The sequence below is a fragment of the Azospirillum largimobile genome, assembly GCF_977007025.2.
The window spans coordinates 642,386-656,720 of sequence record NZ_CDRMUA020000003.1 but is presented as its reverse complement, the minus strand read 5'-3'; the positions used below and the strand labels follow the sequence as shown (position 1 = coordinate 656,720).

The following is a 14,335-nucleotide window of genomic DNA, read 5'->3' as shown; positions in this document are numbered from 1 at the left end:
GGTCGGACGGTGGGCAGAAGCCGGATGTCCGGCCCGGCCGGAGCCTGCGCGAGCAGCCCGTAGCCAAGGCATCGTGACAGCGGCCTCCCTGATCCTGCCCATTCGGTCCCCAAGGGTTCACCGTTCCGAGCGTTCCGTCAAACCTCCAATGTTACAGCCGGGGAAAAAATCAGCGGTGCCCGTCCCTTATGGCCCCGCGGCCAGGGGGTGGGGCCAGTGGACGCGCTCAGTAGATCAACTCGTTCTCGCCGCTGCCCTCGGCCAGGACCAGTTCGCCGCGGGCGGCGAGGTCCTTGGCCAGCTGGACCATGTACATCTGCGCCTCGTCCACGTCGCGGACGCGGACCGGACCCATGGCGGCCATGTCCTCGCGCAGGATCTTGGCGGCGCGCTCGGACATGTTGGAGAAGAACAGATCCTTCAGCGACTCCGACGCGCCCTTCAGCGCGGTGCCCAGCTTCTGCTTGTCCACCGTCCGCAGGACGGTCTGGACGCCGCCGGGGTCGAGCTTCGACAGATCCTCGAAGGTGAACATCAGCGACTTGATGCGCTCGGCACTGTCGCGGTTGCGCTCCTCCAGCGCCGCCATGAAGCGGTGCTCGGTGGTGCGGTCCAGACCGTTGAAGATCTCCGCCAGCATCTCGTGGCTGTCGCGGCGGCTGGTGCGGGCGAGGTTGGTCATGAACTCGGTGCGCAGCGTGCGCTCCACGTCATCCAGAACCTCCTTCTGCACCGCCTCCATGCGCAGCATGCGCATGATGACCTCCATCGCGAAGCTTTCCGGAAGCTGGGCAAGGACGCGGCCGGCATGGTCGGAGCGGATCTTGGAAAGCACCACCGCGACGGTCTGCGGGTACTCGTTCTTCAGGTAGTTGGAGAGCACCGATTCGTTGACGTTGGTCAGCTTGTCCCACATGGTGCGGCCGGCCGGACCACGGATGTCCTCCATGATCTGGTCGACCTTGTCCTTCGGCAGGGTCTTCAGCAGCAGCCGCTCGGTCGAATCGAAGGAGCCGACGACGGTGCCGCTCGACGACATCTGCTCGGCGAATTCGACGAACAGGCGCTCGATCAGGTTGGCCGACACCGTGCCCAGGTTCGCCATCACCTGGGACAGCTCCTTGATCTCCTCGTCGTCCATCAGCGAGAACAGCTTGGACGAATGCTCCTCGCCCAGCGCGAGCATCATGATGGCGGCCTTTTCCGGGCCGGTGAGGGTCCGGTAGTCCTCACGAACCTTCTGAGCCATTGCTACCCTTCATGATTGCGCGTGTTCACAGAGCCCGATCATTGCGGCAAACATCGTTAACAAACGATAAGGAAACCGGTCAGGAATAGCGAAACCGGTGGTCGCACTTGCCTTCCGCCGGTGTTCCGGAACCGAATCCGGCCACGGCGGTTGGGGGTTGCATCATTCCCCTGCACAAGAATGGGAGGCGTTCATGCCTGCCCCGTCGGGCCTTCCCCGCCGCCCTGCCGCCCCCACCATCCGGGCGTTGATGATCCGTGCCGGACTTCGCGGCGCAGCGACCGCCCTGTCCCTTCCCGGCTTGATGGTCGCCCTGCCGGGGTCGGCCCTGGCGGAGCAGGCGGTGACGCTGGAAGGCTCCGACTGCCGCTATCGCGACCAGTATCCCGACCGGCGCAAGACCATCCGCTGGTCCGGTGCCTGTGTGGACGGCTGGGCGAGCGGACCCGGCGTGCTGACCTGGTTCCATGACGGACGCTATGAGGGACGGGCGGACGCGACCCTCGTCGATGGACGGATCGAGGGCCGGGCCCGCATCGCATGGCGGGACGGCCGCCGCCTCGACGGCAATTTCAAGGACGGGCTGGTTTCGGGAGAGGCGACCCATGTCTGGGCGGACGGGCGCACCTATGAGGGTGAATGGCGGGACGACCGCCGCACCGGATTCGGCACGCTCATTTTCCCAAGTGGAAACAAGTATGTCGGCGAGTTCCACCGCAATCGCCCCACCGGTCCCGGCGAGTTCGTCACCGCCGACGGCCGCCGCTTCCAGGCGCAGATCGACGGCCGCGGCACGATTAGGGCCGGTACGCCGCTCGACCGCACGCCCCAGTCCGCAGCGGTTCCGACGCCGTCTCCGCCCTCGCCCGCATCGCGGCCTGCCGATGCCGCCGGGCCGCAGCGGCTGGAAGAATGGTTGACGGAACCCGATCAGGTACTGCGCGCCCCGCCGCAGTAGCCGACGCTTCTCCACTGTCCGGCCCGGGCTTCTCATGGGCGGCTTCTCATGGGCGGCTTCTCATGGACGGCTCCTCCTGGGCGGCGCCCGCGGCGCGTCGCCATTTGGCATACGCCATTATGTGAAAATGAATTTACAGGAATGTGGAAAACCTGTAACTCTGTGCTCACGCAAGCCACGCTTGGGCTTTCCGGAGGAGCATCGAGGGAATGGAGCCACCCATTCAGACGGGATCGCTGCTGATCCGGATGCAGAACTGCCAGGCGCAGCTGCCGGCGGCGCTCGCCAAGGTGGGGGAATGGGCCCTGGCCTATCCGTTCCGCACCGCGACGCTGAAGATCGGCGAGCTGGCGGCGGCGGCCGAGGTGTCGGTGGCGTCCGTCAACCGCTATGCCCGCTTCCTCGGCTATGAGGGCTATCCGGAGTTCCGCGAGGATCTGCTGCGCGCCTTCGAATCCACCTTCGCGCCGGTGGAAAAGCTGCGCGTGGCCGTGCAGCGCGACACCTCGAATGCCGAGATCATGCGGGAATCGCTGGCCAGCGACGCCGGCAACATCACCCGCACCATGGATCTGCTGCAGCCCGAACAGTGCGAGGCGGCGATCCGCCTGATCCGCGACTCCAAACGCGTCGTGGCGCTGGGGTTGGGCGACAGCGCCTATCTCGCCCTGTTCCTGGCCGACGTGCTGGAGCCCTATGTCGACCATGTCCGCGAAGCCATCGAGTTCGCGGGCACCGAGCGCACCATCCGCCGGCTGATGACGGTCAAGCCCGGCGATCTGGTCATCGCCATCACCTCGCCGCGCTATTCGCGCCGGACCATTGAGCATCTGCAGCTGTGCCGGGAACGCGGGGCGAAGGCCATCGCGCTGACCGACGCGCCGGACAGCCCGATCGTCCCGCTTGCCGATGTCACCCTGCTGGCCGGGGCCGACCATGGCGTGCGCCACAGCTCCCCCACCGGGCTGATGGCGCTGATCGTGGCGCTGGGCACCGCGCTGTCCCGCTCCGGTCCGGACAGCGTCGGACAGGCCGCCGACGTCGCCGAACGCATCCTGCCCTACCTCCACGTCGTGCCGAAGAGCAAGCGGCCGACGGAGTGAGCGGGGCTTTCCTTTCCACGCGCCAAAGAAGCTGAAAAGCGATGACGATCTCCTATTGGAACGGGCGTTACCTGCCGCTGGACGAGGTCCATGTGTCGCCGCTGGACCGCGGTTTCCTGTTCGCCGACGGCCTCTATGAGGTGACCGCCGCCTACAACGGCCGCCTGTTCGAGCCGGAGGCGCACATCGCCCGCCTGCAGCGCGGGATGTCCGAACTGCGCATCGACTGCGCCCTGTCGGCCGGCGACTGGATGGGCATCATGGAACGGCTGGCCGCCGGATCCGGCATCGACGGCGACCTGACCGTCTATCTCCAGGTCACCCGCGGCGCCGCCGCCAGCCGCGGCCACGCCTTCCCGGCCGGCGTCACCCCGTCGGTGTTCGGCATGGCCAGCCCGCTGAAGCGCCCGCCCGCGGCATGGCGCGACCAGGGCGTCGCCGCCATCACCATCCCCGACATCCGCTGGGGCCGCTGCGACCTGAAGACGGTTGCGCTGCTCGGCAGCGTGCTGGCGCAGCAGGCGGCGACCGACGCCGGCGTGGTCGATGCGCTTCAGCTGCGCGACGGTCTGGTGACGGAGGGCGCGGCGACCAACATCTTCGTGGTCAAGGACGGCGTCATCGCCACCCCGCTCAACGACAACCGCATTCTCGAGGGCATCACCCGCACCGTCATCCTGCGGCTGGCCGTCGAGGCCGGCCTGCGGCTGGAGGAACGCGACATTCCGGCGGCGGAACTGGACTCCGCCGACGAGATCTGGATCGCCAGCACCACCAAGGAAATCACTCCCGTCACCAGCCTGAACGGCAAGCCGGTCGGCACCGGCGCGCCGGGCATGGTGTGGCGCCGCATGTTCGCGCTGTTCGCCGAGAGGCTGGGACGAGAAGGGACTGGCCGATGAGCGTTGCCGCTGCCGCAAAGTCGGTCGAGACCGCGCCGGCGCTGCTTTCCGTAGAGGGCCTGAGCGTCGCCTTCGACGGCGAGCATGGTCCCGTGCGCGTGGTCGACGATGTCAGCTTCACCGTGGCACCGGGCGAGACGGTCGCCATCGTCGGCGAATCCGGCTCCGGCAAATCGGTGACCTCGCTGTCGCTGATGCGTCTGGTCGATTATGCCGGCGGCCGCATCGTTGGCGGGCGCATCCGCTTCAAGGGGCGCGACGGGCGCGAACGCGACCTCGCCACGCCGCCGGCCGAAGCGCTGACGGACATGCGCGGCAACGACATCGCCATGGTCTTCCAGGAGCCGATGACGTCGCTGAACCCGGTCTTCACCATCGGCGACCAGATCGCCGAGGCGGTGATGCTGCACCAGGGTCTCGACCGCAAGGCGGCGCGGGCGGAGGCGTTGCGCATGCTGGAGAAGGTTCGGATTCCCGAACCGGCCCGGCTGCTCGACCGCCACCCGCACCAGCTGTCGGGCGGCATGCGCCAGCGCGTGATGATCGCCATGGCGCTGTCCTGCCGGCCCTCCCTGCTGATCGCCGACGAGCCGACCACCGCGCTCGACGTCACCATCCAGGCCCAGATCCTGCGGCTGATCCGCCTGCTGCAGGACGAGATGGGGATGGGCGTCATCTTCATCACCCATGACATGGGCGTGGTGGCGGAGGTGGCCGACCGCGTCGTCGTGATGTGGCGTGGCCGCAAGGTGGAGGAGGGCACGGTCGAGCGCATCTTCCAGGCGCCGCAGCACCCCTACACCAAGGCGCTGCTGTCCGCCGTGCCGAAGCTGGGCGCGCTGCGCGGCCATGATCTGCCGATGCGCTTCCCGCTTCTGGTGGTGGACGACGCGAAGGCCGAGGCTGCGCCGCCGGCCCCGCCGCCGGTGCAGGACACCGTGCGCGCGGCCGACGCCCCGCTTCTGGAGGTGCGCGACCTCACCACCCGCTTCGGCGTGCGCAAGGGCATCTTCGGATCGCTGAAGGCCCGCGTCCATGCGGTGGAAAAGGTCAGCTTCGCCGTCCGTCCGGGCGAGACGCTGGCGCTGGTCGGTGAATCCGGCTGCGGCAAGTCGACCACCGGCCGCACCATCATGGGGCTTCAGTCCGCCACCTCCGGCAGCATCCGCTTCGACGGCCTCGACACCGCGGCGCTGGATTCCAACGGCCAGGCGAAGCTGAAGGAGAAGATCCAGTACATCTTCCAGGATCCCTTCGCCTCGCTGAACCCGCGCATGACCGTCGGTTTCAGCGTCGCCGAACCGATGCTGGTCCACAATTACGTGCCCACATCCAGGCCGGGCGTGTCGCGCCGCCGCGCCATCGAGGAACGGGTTGCGGAGCTGCTGACCCAGGTGGGCCTGAAGCCGGAGCACGCGCGCCGCTACCCGCATGAATTCTCCGGCGGACAGCGCCAGCGCATCTGCATCGCCCGCGCGATCGCCTGCGATCCCAAGCTGATCATCGCCGACGAGGCGGTGGCGGCGCTCGACGTGTCGATCCAGGCGCAGATCGTCAATCTGCTGATGGAGCTGCAGGCCAGGCGCGGCCTGTCCTACCTGTTCATCAGCCATGACATGGCGGTGGTGGAGCGGGTCAGCCACCGCGTCGCCGTCATGTATCTGGGCCAGATCGTCGAACTCGGGCCCCGCCGCGCGGTGTTCGAGAACCCGCAGCACCCCTACACCCGCCGCCTGATGGCGGCCGTGCCGATCGCCGATCCCAGCCGGCGCACCCGCGACCTGCGGCTGCTGACCGGCGAGATCCCAAGCCCGATCCGCAACATCGGCGACGAGCCGGTGGTGCAGCCGCTGGTGCCGGTTGGCGACGACCATTTCGTCGCGCGCCACGCCGTCGGCGGCGACTTCTGAATCAAGAAAAGGGAGACATCACGTGACGCGCTTCGCTCTTCCCCTGCTGGCCGGCCTGCTCGCCGGCACCGCGCTGGCCGGTCCGGCCTTCGCCGCCAAGAATCTGGTCGTCGGCATCCCCGACAACATCACCACGCTGGACCCGGCCGACATCAACGACACCCTGTCGCAGTCGGCCAGCCGCACGATGATGCAGGGCCTGTTCGGCTTCGACAAGGAGATGAAGCTGGTCCCGCTGCTGGCGGAGAGCTTCACGGTCAACGACACCGCCACCGAATACACCTACCGCCTGCGCAAGGGCGTCACCTTCCATGACGGTTCGCCCTTCAACGCCCAGGCGGTGAAGACCAACTTCGACCGCCTGTCGAACCCTGCCAACCGGCTGAAGCGCCAGAGCCTGCTGGCGATGCTGGCCGAGACGGTGGTGGTCGACGACCACACCATCACGCTCAAGCTGTCGCAGCCCTTCGGCGCGCTGAACAACAACCTCGCCCACCCCGGCGCCATGATCCACAGCCCGAAGGCGCTGGAAACCTTCGGCAAGGAGATCGGCCGCCACCCCGTCGGCACCGGCCCCTACAAGTTCGTCAGCTGGGAAGCGGACACGCTGAAGGTCGAGAAGAACGCCAACTACTGGAAGCCCGGCCTGCCGAAGGTTGACAGCGTGACGCTGAAGAGCGTGCCGGAGAACGGCAGCCGCATCGCCATGCTGCAGACCAACGAGGCGCAGTTCATCTATCCGCTGCCGCCGGAAATGGTGAAGATGGTGGAAGCCAACCAGGCGCTGGAGATCATCGACGCCCCGTCGATCATCGCCCGCTATGTGGCGATGAACACCATGAAGAAGCCGTTCAACGACCCGCGCGTCCGTCAGGCGCTGAACTACGCCATCGACAAGAGCGCCTACGCGAAGGTGGTCTATCGCGGCTATGCCGGCCCGCTGGATTCGGCCATCCCGTCCAAGCTGGGCTTCCACGTCTCGCAGCCGAACCAGTACACCTACGACCTCGCCAAGGCGAAGGCGCTGCTGGCCGAGGCCGGCTATCCGAACGGCTTCGAGGCCGAGATGATCGGCCGCAACAGCACCAACTTCATCCGCGGCATGCAGTTCGTGCAGCAGCAGCTGGCGCAGGTCGGCGTCAAGCTGACCGTCACCCCGCTCGAAGCCGGTGTCGAGGCATCCCGCGTCTGGAGCGTCGAGAAGCCGGAGGATGCCACGGTGCAGATGCAGTACAGCGGCTGGTCGGCTTCGACCGGCGATGCCGACTGGGGCCTGCGTCCGCTGCTGTGGGGCAAGGGCTTCCCGCCGAAGTTCTTCAACGTCGCTTACTATAAGAACGAGACGGTCGACACCGCGATCGAGACCGGCATCGGCACCGCCGACAACGCCAAGCGCGCCGACGCCTACCGCGTCGCCCAGGAGCAGATCTGGAAGGACGCGCCGTGGATCTTCCTCGGCGTCGAGAACCTGCTGGCCGGCAAGTCGAAGAAGCTGACCGGCTTCTACTACGTCGCCGACGGCGGCCTGCAGATGGAAGAGGCCGATCTGCAGTGATGTGAGTGTGGGGTGGGGGGTTAGACCCCCACCCTAACCCTCCCCCGCTCTCAGCGGACCTACGGTCCGCCTGCCGCGTCAGCACAAAGCGAAGCTTTGTGCGAGAGCTGGGCGGGGGAGGGGACAAGTACTTTGGCGGGAGAGTGGCGGCAGTCCCTCCCCCGCCCAGCGGGGGAGGCTAGGTGGGGGTCTAACGCCACCGCCGGCCGACACCCCACCCAGGCCCTCCACCAGGACCTCTGCCCCATGCTGAAATATCTCGTCGGCCGTGTCGCCGGCATCCTGCCGGTTCTGCTGGTGATTTCCGTCTTCGTCTTCGGCTTCGTCCATCTGCTGCCGGGCGATCCGGCGCGGCTGGTCGCGGGGCCGGATGCGACCCAGCGCGACGTCGAACTGGTGCGCCAGGATCTCGGCCTCGACCAGCCGCTGTGGGTGCAGTATGGCCGCTTCCTCGGCAACGCGGTGCAGGGCGAATTCGGGCGCTCGATGAAGACCAAGCGGCCGGTGTCGCAGGAGATCGGCGAACGCTTCATGCCCACGCTCTACCTCACCGTCGCCGCCATGGCGTGGGCGACGCTGGCCGGGCTGCTGATCGGCGTGGCGTCGGCAACGAAGCGCGGGCGCTGGCAGGACCATGCCGGCATGATCGTCGCGGTGTCGGGCATCGCCTTCCCGTCCTTCTGGCTCGGCCTGCTGATGATCGACCTGTTCTCGGTCAAGCTCGGCTGGCTGCCGACCAGCGGCTATGGCACGTGGCAGCATTTCGTCATGCCGTCGCTGACGCTCGGCCTCGGCGTCGCCGCGGTGATGGCGCGCTTCACCCGCTCCGCCTTCATCGAGATCGCGCGCGAGGATTATGTCCGCACCGCCAGGGCCAAGGGCGTGCCCGCCCGGCTGGTGGTGTGGAAGCACACGCTGCGCAACGCGCTGATCCCGATCATCACCATGGTCGGCCTGCAGTTCGGCTTCCTGCTCGGCGGATCCATCGTGGTGGAGACGGTGTTCTCCTGGCCGGGGCTGGGCCGGCTGCTGGTCGATAGCGTCAATTACCGCGACTACACCGTCATCCAGGCGGAGATCCTGCTGTTCTCGCTGGAGTTCATCATCATCAACCTGCTGGTCGATGTGCTGTACGCCTTCGCCAACCCCGAGATTCGCTACTCATGACCACGACAGACGCAACCGGCGTGGCCGCCGGCCAAAATACGGGCCACGAAGCCGTCCGTTCGCCGCTGCGCGAGTTCTGGCGCAAGTTCCGGCGCAACCGCACCGCCATGGCGGCCGGCATCTGTCTGCTGGCGCTGGCTTTGGCCGCTGCCGCTGCACCCTGGATCGCGCCGTTCGATCCCGCGGCCTTCGATTACGACCGCATCCTGGAAGGCCCGTCGGCCGCTCATTGGGCCGGCACCGACGCCTATGGCCGCGACATCTTCAGCCGCATCCTGTGGGGCGCCCGCATCTCGCTGTCGGTCGGGCTGCTGTCGGTCCTGCTCGGCGGGGTGGCCGGCGTGGCGCTGGGGCTGATCGCGGGCTTCCGCGGCGGCTGGATCGACAGCCTCATCATGCGCATCTGCGACGTGCTGCTGGCCTTCCCCGGCATCCTGCTGGCCATCGGCATCGTCGCCATCCTGGGGCCGGGCATCGAGAACGTCATCTATGCGGTCGCGATCTTCAGCATCCCCGTTTTCGCCCGTCTCGTGCGCGGCAGCACGCTGTCGCTGAAGCGCGCGGTCTATGTCGACGCCGCCCGCGCCATCGGCGTGCGCGACCGGCTGCTGATGGTCCGCCACATCCTGCCCGGCACGCTGCCCAGCGTGATCGTCTATGTCTCCATGCGCATCGGCACCTCGATCCTGACGGCGGCCAGCCTCAGCTTCATCGGCCTCGGCGCCCAGCCGCCCAGCCCGGAATGGGGCGCCATGCTGGCCGATGGGCGCAGCTACATCGGCGTCGCAAGCCACGTCACCTTCTATCCCGGCCTCGCCATCTTCCTGACGGTGCTGGCCTTCAACCTGCTCGGCGACGGACTGCGCGATGCCCTCGACCCGAAACTCCGTTGAACCGGTAAAGCGAGCGCGGGCCTTGGGGCTCGCCTGCGGCCGGCTGACGCCGGGGCCGCGCAACGCCATCACCGACGTTCCGGGCGTGCGCGTCGGCCATTGCACGCTCGACGAGAACACATTCCAAGGGGGCGCCATCCAGACCGGCGTCACCGCCATCCTGCCCCATGCCGGCAACCTCTACCGCGACAAGCCCATAGCCGCGGCGGAGGTGCTGAACGGCTTCGGCAAGAGCGTCGGCCTGATGCAGGTGGAGGAACTCGGCGCGCTGGAAACCCCGATCCTGCTGACCAACACGCTGTCGGTTGGCACGGCGTCCACCGCTTTGGTCCGCCATGCCATCGCCGCCAACCCCGACATCGGCCGCACCACCGCCACCGTCAACCCGGTGGTGATGGAGTGCAACGACGGTCCGCTGAACGACATCCAGGCGCTGGCGGTGACGGAAGCCCATGCCGCCGCCGCGCTGTCCGCCGCGCTCGCCGAACCGGACGGCGCCGAGGTCGCGGTCGGATCGGTGGGTGCCGGGCGCGGCATGTCCTGCTTCGGCTTCAAGGGCGGCATCGGGACATCCTCGCGCCGCCTCAAGCTGGACGGCAAACGTTATCACTTGGGCGTGCTGGTGTTGGCGAATTTCGGCCGGCCGGGGGAACTGCGACTGCCCGATGGCCGCCGCGTCGCCCTGCCCGTGAAGGACGACGCGCCGGAGAAGGGCTCCGTCATCGTCATCGCCGCCACCGACGTGCCGCTCGATCACCGCCAGCTGCGCCGGGTGATCCGCCGCGCCGGGGTAGGGCTGGCGCGGGTGGGGTCCTTCTGGGGCCATGGCAGCGGCGACATCGCGCTGGGCTTCACCACCGCCAACCGCATCGGCCATGACGAAACCGCCGACATCCTGGCCCTGCGCATGTTGAACGAACGCCGCATCGACGCCCTGTTCGAAGCGATGGCCGATGCCACGCAGGAAGCCGTTCTCGACGCGCTGGCCGCCGCCACGCCGGTGGTCGGCCGCGACGGCGCCAGCCGGCCTTGCCTATCCGACACGCTCACCTCCGGGAGCACTCCGTGAAGATCTACATCTCCGCCGACATCGAAGGCGTGGCCGGCGTCGTCTCCCAGCAGCAGGTGACGCAGGGCAACCCAGAGTATGAGCGCGCCCGCCGCCTGATGACCGCTGAGGTCAACGCCGCCATCGAAGGCGCGCTTGAAGCCGGTGCGACCGAGATCCTGGTGAACGACAGCCACGGCCCGATGGTCAACCTGCTGCCGGACGAGCTGCATCCGGCCGCCGAATTGATCCTCGGCCGTCCCAAGCCCATCGGCATGTTCGCCGGGCTGGAGCCGGACGCGGCGGGCGTCATGTGCGTCGGCTTCCACACCTCGGCCCGACAATACGGCATCCTCGCCCACACCACCAACAGCTTCGCCTTCGGCCGCGTCCGGGTGAACGGGCAGGAGCTGGGGGAGGCTGGCAATTACGGCGCCTATGCCGGAGAGATCGGCGTGCCGGTGATCCTGCTGAGCGGCGACGACCGCTTCGCCGCCGAGATGGCGCCGCTGTTCCCGGAGTCCGAGCGCGTGGTGGTCAAGCAGGCGCTCGGCCAGCGCGCCGCTCGCTCCGTTGCGCCCACGGTCGCCCGCGACCGCATCCGCGAGGCCGCGGCCCGTGCCGTCCGCCGGTCCGCGAGCATCCCGCCCTTCCGCGTCCCCCCGCAAGCCGACGGCGCGCCCTACCGGCTGGAGATCGAGATGACCAGCCCGGCGCTGGCCGATCTGGCGTCGCTGATCCCGGTGTCCGAACGCCTCGACCCCGTGACCATCCGCCTGCCGGCTGCCAGCATGGCCGCCGCTCTCGGCTGGATCAACACCCTGTCGGCCATGTCGGCCGCCCTGCGCTGAGACCCGCAACCATGACCTTCACCCAACCGCAGCCCTTCGCGCTGGCCATCCATGGCGGCGCCGGCACCATCAAGCGCAACGCCCTGACGCCCATCCTGACCGAGGGCTACCATGCCGGCCTGCGCCGGGCGCTCGCCGCCGGGCACGAGGTGCTGGCCGACGGCGGCAGCGCGCTCGCCGCCGTCACCGCCGCCGTCATGGCGCTGGAGGACGAGCCGCTGTTCAACGCCGGCCGCGGCGCCGTCTTCACCGCCGAGGGCGTGCAGGAGATGGACGCCGCCATCATGGACGGCCGTGACCGCTCCGCCGGTGCGGTGGCCGGCCTGTTCGGCCCGCGCAATCCCATCCTCGCCGCCCGCGCGGTGATGGAGCACAGCGAGCATGTCCTGCTGATCGGCGAGGGCGCGCTGGATCTCTGCCGCCGCCAGGGACTGGCGATGGAGGAAGCCCCCTATTTCTTCACCCAGCCGCGCTGGGACGCCCTGCAGGCCGAGCTTGAGCGCCGGCGCTCCGGCGCCGCAGATGACGGCGACGACCAGCGCCGCCACGGCACCGTCGGTGCCGTCGCCCGCGACCGCGACGGCAACCTCGCCGCCGCCACCTCCACCGGTGGGATGACCGCCAAGGCCAAGGGCCGCGTCGGCGACAGCCCGGTGATCGGCGCCGGCACCTTCGCCGACAACATCACCTGCGCCGTCTCCGCCACCGGCCATGGCGAGCATTTCATCCGCCGCTGCGCCGCCCACGAGATCGACGCCCGCATGCGCTGGGCCGGCCAGACCCTGGAGCGTGCCGCCGGCGACGTGGTGGACGAGCTGGGCGTGATCGGCGGTTCCGGCGGTCTCGTCGCCATCGACCGCGACGGCCGGGTGGCGCTGCCCTTCAACTGCTCCGGCATGTATCGCGGCGCCATCGGGCCGGAAGGGCTGGCGATGACCGCAATCTACCGCGAGGAGTTCCGGATCGGCTGACGGTTCCCTCTCCCCCAGGAAAGTCCCCTCTCCCCCCCGGGGAGAGGGTTAGGGTGAGGGGGACGCGTGGCGAGGATTCTCGAGAATCCACCCATGTGCATCCCCCTCACCCCGACCCTCTCCCCGGGGGGGAGAGGGGGAATTTTTGCAAGTCGGGAAGATGACTCACCCCCACCCCTCTCGACCGCTGTCGTCCGGCTCTGCCCCGTTTCCCCGGCTGGACAGGCGGGGGACGGTTTGCAACGCTGCGGCTTCAACGGTGCAATTCCCGAGACGGAGGATGACGGCATGCGTGCGATGGTGATTTCGCGGTTCGGCGGTCCCGACGTGTTCGAGTTGCAGGACCGGCCGCGCCCGGTCGCTGGGCCGGGAGAACTGCTGGTTCGGGTGGTGGCATCCGGTACCAACCCCGTGGACGCCAAGATCCGGCAGGCCGGCAGTTGGGCTGGCATCCCCTTTCCGGCGGTGCTGGGTTATGACGTGTCCGGCGTGGTCGAGGAGGTCGGCCCCGGCGTGATCGGCTTCAAGGCCGGCGACGAAGTGTTCTACACGCCGGAGATCTTCGGCAATCCCAACGGCAGCTACGCCGAATACACCGTCGCCGCCGCGTCCATCGTCGCGCACAAGCCGCCCGGCCTTGCCCATGTCGAGGCGGCGGGCATCCCGCTGGCCGGCGGCACGGCATGGGAGGCCATCGTCCGCCGTCTGGCGGTGCGGCCGGGCGAGACGGTGCTGATCCATGGCGGGGCCGGCGGCGTCGGCAGCTTCGCCATCCAGTTCGCCAAGGCGGCGGGCGCCCGCGTGCTGGCCACCGCCAGCAAAGCCAACCACGAGGCGATGCGCGATCTCGGCGCCGACGTGACGCTCGACTACCGCGACACCGACGTGGTGGACCAGATCCTGCGCGAGGCGGGCGGGGCAGGGGTGGACGCCGCCTTCGACACCGCCGGCAGCAATGTGCCGATGAGCACGCAGGTGACGCGCTCCTTCGGCCGCATCGCCACCATCCTGCCGCCGACCGGCGACCTCGACGCGCTCTATGTGAAGAACCAGACCCTCTATGGCACCTTCCTGACCCGCGAGGGCGCCCGCCTGCGCGAGATGGCGCCGCTGTTCGAACGCGGGCAAGCCAAGGTGATCGTCGACGCCGTCCTGCCGCTGGAGCAGGTGGGCAAGGCGCATGAACGGCTCGATTCCGGCCACGGTCGCGGTAAGATCATCCTGCAAGTGGGCGCCTGACGGTCAGGCGAGGCTCTTGAGGGACGGTCCTTGGATTACATCTGGCTTATCGGGCTGCACGTCGCCGCGGTGACGGTGTGGATCGCGGGGATGTCCGTCGCCGCCATCCTGATCAGCGCCCTGGATGCCACGACCGCCGCCGAGGAGGGACCGGCCCGCATCCTGCGCGCGGCATCCCGCTGGGACCGCCGCGTGACCTCCCCGGCGATAGGTCTCGCCTGGATTCTCGGCATCACGCTCGTGGTGTGGGGCGGCTGGGGCCTGGAGCCGTGGCTGGTGGCGAAGGTCGCCATCGTCATCGCCCTGTCCGCCCTGCACGGCAAGCTCGCCGCCGGGCTGCGCCGGCTGGGCGAACCGGCCCCCGCATCGGGTGTCCGCCCGGTCTCGCCGCTGCTGCGCTTCTCCCCTCTGGCGGTGATCGCCGGGGTCATCGTCATCGTCACGCTGGTTGTGGTGAAGCCCTATTGAGCCGAAGCCCAACGGACAGAC

The 14,335-nt window shown here is 68.6% G+C and carries 13 protein-coding genes; 12 read left to right on the top strand and 1 reads right to left on the bottom strand.

The features are described 5' to 3' along the window. Positions 1 to 226 precede the first annotated feature (226 nt). Positions 227 to 1,249 carry a flagellar motor switch protein FliG gene (gene fliG / locus ACWPKK_RS20555; RefSeq protein ID WP_014188857.1) on the bottom strand — a complete coding sequence of 341 codons (1,023 nt, stop codon included), beginning with the start codon at positions 1,247 to 1,249 and terminating at the stop codon, positions 227 to 229. 193 nt (positions 1,250 to 1,442) lie between these two features. On the opposite strand from fliG, the gene ACWPKK_RS20550 reads away from it, so the two are divergent. The 12 genes from ACWPKK_RS20550 to ACWPKK_RS20495 all read left to right on the top strand — a co-directional run bounded on the left by ACWPKK_RS20550 (position 1,443) and on the right by ACWPKK_RS20495 (position 14,314). After that, entirely contained in the window at positions 1,443 to 2,207 is a 765-nt protein-coding gene (locus tag ACWPKK_RS20550; RefSeq protein WP_452007735.1) for an MORN repeat-containing protein, read from the top strand. Between the two features lie 209 nt (positions 2,208 to 2,416). Beyond that, complete coding sequence (locus ACWPKK_RS20545) at positions 2,417 to 3,310, top strand: MurR/RpiR family transcriptional regulator (RefSeq protein WP_452007733.1); 894 nt, start codon at positions 2,417 to 2,419, stop codon at positions 3,308 to 3,310. Positions 3,311 to 3,351: 41 nt separating this feature from the next. After that, positions 3,352 to 4,212 (top strand): D-amino acid aminotransferase, encoded by an 861-nt coding sequence (locus ACWPKK_RS20540; RefSeq protein WP_452007731.1) that lies wholly within the window; start codon positions 3,352 to 3,354, stop codon positions 4,210 to 4,212. Further along, a complete protein-coding gene (locus ACWPKK_RS20535) occupies positions 4,209 to 6,122 on the top strand; it encodes an ABC transporter ATP-binding protein (protein WP_452007729.1) in 1,914 nt (637 codons plus the stop codon). Before ACWPKK_RS20540 ends, ACWPKK_RS20535 begins: the two co-directional genes overlap by 4 nt. A gap of 22 nt (positions 6,123 to 6,144) precedes the next feature. Next, positions 6,145 to 7,677, top strand: coding sequence for a glutathione ABC transporter substrate-binding protein (locus ACWPKK_RS20530; RefSeq protein ID WP_452007727.1), 1,533 nt, complete (start codon positions 6,145 to 6,147; stop codon positions 7,675 to 7,677). A 246-nt stretch (positions 7,678 to 7,923) separates the two neighbouring features. Next, a complete protein-coding gene (gsiC, locus tag ACWPKK_RS20525; RefSeq protein WP_014188862.1) occupies positions 7,924 to 8,844 on the top strand; it encodes a glutathione ABC transporter permease GsiC in 921 nt (306 codons plus the stop codon). Next, positions 8,841 to 9,737 (top strand): ABC transporter permease subunit, encoded by an 897-nt coding sequence (locus ACWPKK_RS20520; RefSeq protein WP_452007725.1) that lies wholly within the window; start codon positions 8,841 to 8,843, stop codon positions 9,735 to 9,737. Before gsiC ends, ACWPKK_RS20520 begins: the two co-directional genes overlap by 4 nt. Then, complete coding sequence (locus tag ACWPKK_RS20515) at positions 9,712 to 10,806, top strand: DmpA family aminopeptidase (protein WP_452007723.1); 1,095 nt, start codon at positions 9,712 to 9,714, stop codon at positions 10,804 to 10,806. Before ACWPKK_RS20520 ends, ACWPKK_RS20515 begins: the two co-directional genes overlap by 26 nt. Next, positions 10,803 to 11,636, top strand: a complete 834-nt coding sequence (locus ACWPKK_RS20510) for a M55 family metallopeptidase (RefSeq protein ID WP_452007721.1) — start codon at positions 10,803 to 10,805, stop codon at positions 11,634 to 11,636. The genes ACWPKK_RS20515 and ACWPKK_RS20510 overlap by 4 nt, the downstream gene beginning before the upstream one ends. 11 nt (positions 11,637 to 11,647) lie before the next feature. Beyond that, positions 11,648 to 12,607 carry an isoaspartyl peptidase/L-asparaginase family protein gene (locus ACWPKK_RS20505; protein ID WP_452007719.1) on the top strand — a complete coding sequence of 320 codons (960 nt, stop codon included), beginning with the start codon at positions 11,648 to 11,650 and terminating at the stop codon, positions 12,605 to 12,607. Between the two features lie 288 nt (positions 12,608 to 12,895). After that, positions 12,896 to 13,846, top strand: coding sequence for a zinc-dependent alcohol dehydrogenase family protein (locus tag ACWPKK_RS20500; protein WP_452007717.1), 951 nt, complete (start codon positions 12,896 to 12,898; stop codon positions 13,844 to 13,846). A gap of 30 nt (positions 13,847 to 13,876) precedes the next feature. After that, positions 13,877 to 14,314 carry a CopD family protein gene (locus tag ACWPKK_RS20495; protein WP_452007715.1) on the top strand — a complete coding sequence of 146 codons (438 nt, stop codon included), beginning with the start codon at positions 13,877 to 13,879 and terminating at the stop codon, positions 14,312 to 14,314. The last annotated feature ends 21 nt before the right edge of the window (positions 14,315 to 14,335 follow it).